We start from the raw sequence: 5,088 nt of genomic DNA on the forward strand, positions 1-5,088 counted from the left end.
GAGAAGTGTAAGGAAGCTGAGTGGTACCACGATTCCCTCGTCTCAGCAATGGATCGCTACAAGTATGTATGTAATCGATTGTTGAGACGAGTATATTTTTAAGATTTATATACTGAATATTCTGTTAAAAATACTCATCTCAGCAATCGATATAGAAATAGATTGCAAGAATAGAGAGAAAAAAAGAGGAGCGATGTGAGATGGGAAATCAGTACATTTATATGAATGGGGAATTTGTAGAAAAAGAAAAGGCAGTTGTTTCAGTATATGATCATGGTTTTTTATACGGAGACGGTGTATTTGAAGGGATTCGTAGTTACGGTGGAAATGTATTTTGTTTAAAAGAACATGTAAAACGATTATATGAATCGGCAAAATCTATTTTACTTACAATCCCGCTGACGGTTGACGAAATGGAAGAAGCAGTTTTACAGACACTTCAAAAAAATGAGTATGCAGATGCTTATATTCGGTTAATTGTTTCAAGAGGAAAAGGGGACTTAGGGCTCGATCCGAGAAGTTGTGTGAAACCGAGCGTTATTATCATTGCAGAACAATTAAAGTTATTCCCACAGGAATTTTACGATAATGGATTAAGCGTTGTATCTGTTGCATCAAGACGTAATACACCAGATGCATTAGACCCACGTATTAAGTCGATGAACTACTTAAATAACGTACTTGTAAAAATTGAAGCGGCACAAGCAGGAGTGCTAGAGGCTCTTATGTTAAATCAACAAGGATATGTTTGTGAAGGATCTGGAGATAATGTTTTCGTTGTGAAAGATGGAAAAGTATTAACCCCGCCATCCTATTTAGGAGCATTAGAAGGTATTACAAGAAATAGTGTTATTGAGCTATGTGAGCGACTTCATATTCCATGTGAGGAAAGGCCATTTACTCGCCATGACGTATATGTAGCAGATGAAGTATTTTTAACGGGAACGGCAGCAGAATTAATTCCTGTTGTAAAAGTTGATTCAAGAGAAATTGGAGATGGGAAACCAGGAAGTGTAACAAAACAATTGACAGAGGAATTTAAAAAGTTAACGAGAGAAAGAGGAGTACGTGTTCCAGGATTGGCGGAAAGCTTACTGTAGGTAGGGAGAGGAGTTAATTAAAATGGAGCAACAGTATACAACATATGAGAAATTACAGTGTGAAGATGTGACAGGAGCTGGACACGTTATTCAATGTTTGAAGAATTTAGGCGTAACGACTGTTTTCGGTTATCCGGGCGGAGCGATTTTGCCAGTGTACGATGCGTTATACGGAAGTGGTTTAAAGCACATTTTAACTCGTCATGAACAAGCTGCTATTCATGCGGCAGAAGGATATGCGAGAGCTTCTGGAAAGGTCGGGGTAGTCTTTGCTACCTCTGGCCCAGGGGCGACAAATTTAGTTACGGGCTTAGCAGATGCTTATATGGATTCGATTCCTTTAGTTGTCATTACAGGGCAAGTTGCAAGGCCATTAATTGGTAAAGACGGATTTCAAGAAGCAGATGTTGTTGGGATTACAGTACCTGTTACGAAGCATAATTACCAAGTTCGTGATGGGAATCATTTATCGCGCATCGTACAAGAAGCTTTTTACATCGCCGAAAGCGGGCGGCCGGGGCCGGTATTAATTGATATTCCAAAAGATATTCAAAATGAAAATGTAACAAGTTTTTACAATGAAGTGATTGAGATTCCAGGATATAAACTAGAGCCTATGCCAGACAGTATGAAGATTAGAGAGGTAGCGAAAGAAATTTCAAAAGCAAAACGTCCACTTCTTTATATTGGAGGAGGTGTCATTCATTCAGGTGGATCTGATGAACTTATCAAATTTGCGAGAGAAAATCGTATTCCAGTCGTATCAACTTTAATGGGACTAGGTGCATATCCGCCGGGAGATTCATTATTTTTAGGAATGCTCGGTATGCATGGAACGTATGCTGCAAACATGGCAGTAACAGAATGTGACTTATTACTTGCTTTAGGTGTTCGTTTTGATGACCGTGTAACAGGAAAATTAGAACTCTTTTCTCCTCATTCAAAAAAGGTACATATTGATATAGATCCTTCGGAGTTTCATAAAAATGTAACTGTGGAATATCCAGTTGTTGGAGATGTGAAAAAAGCGTTACACATGTTGTTACATATGCAGATTTGTACACAGACAGATGAATGGATTACGAAAACCGAGGAATGGAAAGCGGAATACCCTCTTTTCTATAATCAAAAAGAAAGTGAGTTAAAACCACAGCATGTTATTAGCTTAGTAAGTGAATTAACGAATGGTGAAGCGATTGTTACGACAGAAGTAGGACAGCATCAAATGTGGGCTGCGCATTTTTATAAAGCGAAAAATCCACGGACTTTTCTCACATCTGGCGGACTAGGAACGATGGGGTTTGGTTTTCCGGCGGCAATTGGTGCTCAGCTTGCGAAAGAAGAAGAACTCGTCATTTGTATTGCAGGTGATGCTTCTTTTCAAATGAATATTCAAGAACTACAAACAATCGCTGAAAATAACATCCCTGTAAAAGTATTTATTATAAACAATAAATTTTTAGGGATGGTAAGGCAATGGCAAGAAATGTTTTATGAAAATCGTTTATCAGAATCAAAAATTGGATCACCAGATTTTGTGAAAGTGGCAGAAGCTTATGGAGTGAAGGGATTAAGGGCTACAAATTCAATAGAGGCGAAACAAGTGATGTTAGAAGCAATTGCTCATGAAGGTCCTGTCGTAGTTGATTTTTGTGTAGAAGAAGGTGAAAACGTATTTCCGATGGTTCCGCCAAATAAAGGGAATAACGAAATGATTATGAAGAGGTGGGAAGAATGAGTCATACTTTTTCACTCGTTATTCATAACGAGCCAAGCGTCTTATTACGTATAAGTGGGATTTTTGCTCGGCGTGGCTATTATATTTCTTCTTTACATTTAAACGAAAGAGATACTAGTGGCGTTTCTGAAATGAAACTCACAGCAGTTTGTACTGAAAATGAAGCGACATTACTTGTTAGTCAGTTGAAAAAATTAATTGATGTACTGCAAGTAAATAAATTATAAGGAGTGTATCGAATATGAAAACATATTATGAAAAAGATGCAAATGTAGAGTTATTAAAAGGGAAAACAGTTGCGGTAATTGGTTATGGATCTCAAGGTCATGCACAGGCACAAAATTTACGTGATTCTGGTGTAGAAGTTGTAGTTGGTGTTCGATATGGTAAGTCTTTTGAAGTAGCAAAAGCAGATGGATTTGAAGTAATGTCTGTTTCAGAAGCAGTTCGAACCGCACACGTTGTACAAATGTTACTGCCAGATGAACAGCAAGCACATGTGTATAAAGCAGATGTAGAAGAGAATCTCCGTGAAGGGCAAATGTTACTTTTCTCACATGGATTTAATATTCACTTCGGACAAATTAATCCGCCAAGTTACGTAGATGTAGCGATGGTCGCACCAAAAAGTCCAGGTCATCTCGTTCGCCGTGTGTTCCAAGAAGGAAATGGTGTTCCGGCATTAGTCGCAGTACATCAAGATGCAACAGGCACCGCATTACATGTAGCACTTGCGTATGCAAAAGGTGTAGGGTGTACACGTGCAGGTGTAATTGAAACGACATTCCAAGAAGAAACAGAAACCGATTTGTTTGGTGAGCAAGCGGTACTTTGCGGAGGTGTAACTGCACTTGTAAAAGCTGGTTTTGAAACATTAACGGAAGGCGGATATCGACCTGAAATTGCATACTTCGAATGTTTACATGAATTAAAGTTAATTGTTGATTTAATGTACGAAGGTGGTTTAACGAACATGCGCCATTCTATTTCCGATACGGCAGAGTTTGGAGATTATGTAACAGGATCGAGAATTGTTACAGATGAAACGAAGAAAGAGATGAAACGAGTACTTACAGAAATTCAGCAAGGTGAATTCGCGAAGAAATGGATTTTAGAAAATCAAGCGGGGCGTCCAACATATAATGCGATGAAAAAAGCAGAGCAAAATCATCAGTTAGAAAAAGTAGGGGCTGAGCTTCGTGAAATGATGAGCTGGATTGATGCACCGAAAGAATTAGTAAAGAAATAGGGTAATAGATTGCAAGTGAAAAATACGTAAGAGGGGATTTGACAAGATGAGAAGTGACATGATTAAAAAAGGTTTTGATAAAGCGCCGCATCGTAGTTTATTAAAAGCAACTGGTTTGAAAGATGAAGATTTTGATAAACCGTTTATAGCAATCTGTAATTCTTTTATTGAAATTATTCCAGGTCATAAGCACTTAAATGAGTTTGGGAAACTTGTTAAAGAAGCAGTGCGTGCAGCAGGTATGGTTCCATTTGAATTTAATACAATTGGAGTAGATGACGGTATTGCGATGGGGCATATCGGTATGCGTTATTCGCTTCCGAGTCGTGAAATTATTGCAGATTCAGTAGAAACGGTTGTAAATGCCCATTGGTTTGATGGTATGATTTGTATTCCAAACTGTGACAAAATCACACCTGGTATGATGATGGCGGCACTTCGTATTAACATTCCAACTGTTTTTGTTTCAGGTGGTCCGATGGCGGCCGGGAAAACATCTAAAGGAGAAGTTGTCGATTTAAGTTCTGTGTTCGAAGGAGTAGGAGCATATCAATCTGGGAAAATTTCAGAAGAAGAATTAAAGGATATTGAAGATCATGGCTGTCCATCTTGTGGTTCTTGTTCTGGTATGTTTACAGCGAATTCTATGAATTGTTTATGTGAAGTATTAGGTTTAGCTCTTCCTGGTAACGGTAGTATTTTAGCTATTGATCCAAGACGCGAAGAATTAATTAAAGAAGCAGCAGAGAAATTAAAGATTTTAATTGAAAGAGATATTAAACCGAGAGACATCGTAACAGAAGAAGCAATTGATGATGCGTTCGCGCTTGATATGGCGATGGGCGGTTCAACAAATACAGTGTTACATACATTAGCACTCGCACATGAGGCAGGACTAGATTATGATATGAGCCGTATTGATGCCGTTTCAAGGCGTGTACCACATTTATGTAAAGTAAGCCCTGCTTCCAATTGGCATATGGAAGATATTGATCGTGCAG

The 5,088-nt window shown here is 38.5% G+C and carries 5 protein-coding genes; all 5 read left to right on the plus strand.

The annotated features are described in order from the left end of the window. The first annotated feature begins 200 nt into the window (after positions 1-200). Positions 201-1,100 (plus strand): branched-chain-amino-acid transaminase, encoded by a 900-nt coding sequence (gene ilvE, locus MR079_RS27545; protein WP_000528129.1) that lies wholly within the window; start codon positions 201-203, stop codon positions 1,098-1,100. 22 nt (positions 1,101-1,122) lie between these two features. After that, on the plus strand, positions 1,123-2,838 hold the full coding sequence (gene ilvB, locus MR079_RS27550) for an acetolactate synthase large subunit (RefSeq protein ID WP_139867762.1): 1,716 nt from the start codon (positions 1,123-1,125) through the stop codon (positions 2,836-2,838). Further along, entirely contained in the window at positions 2,835-3,065 is a 231-nt protein-coding gene (locus MR079_RS27555; protein ID WP_000019916.1) for an ACT domain-containing protein, read from the plus strand. Before ilvB ends, MR079_RS27555 begins: the two co-directional genes overlap by 4 nt. Before the next feature lie 14 nt (positions 3,066-3,079). Next, complete coding sequence (gene ilvC / locus MR079_RS27560; protein ID WP_242295010.1) at positions 3,080-4,087, plus strand: ketol-acid reductoisomerase; 1,008 nt, start codon at positions 3,080-3,082, stop codon at positions 4,085-4,087. Between the two features lie 46 nt (positions 4,088-4,133). Then, a partial coding sequence (ilvD, locus tag MR079_RS27565) for a dihydroxy-acid dehydratase (protein WP_242295011.1) occupies positions 4,134-5,088 on the plus strand: 955 nt, incomplete at its 3' end.

Origin of the sequence: Bacillus cereus group sp. BfR-BA-01381, assembly GCF_022663555.1 — a bacterium.
GTDB classification, from domain to species: domain Bacteria; phylum Bacillota; class Bacilli; order Bacillales; family Bacillaceae_G; genus Bacillus_A; species Bacillus_A pacificus.

Coding starts and splice junctions, on each gene's coding strand:
- ilvE (WP_000528129.1), top strand. CDS start 201: ATGGGAAATCAGTACATTTATATGAATGGGGAATTTGTAGAAAAAGAA.
- ilvB (WP_139867762.1), top strand. CDS start 1,123: ATGGAGCAACAGTATACAACATATGAGAAATTACAGTGTGAAGATGTG.
- MR079_RS27555 (WP_000019916.1), top strand. CDS start 2,835: ATGAGTCATACTTTTTCACTCGTTATTCATAACGAGCCAAGCGTCTTA.
- ilvC (WP_242295010.1), top strand. CDS start 3,080: ATGAAAACATATTATGAAAAAGATGCAAATGTAGAGTTATTAAAAGGG.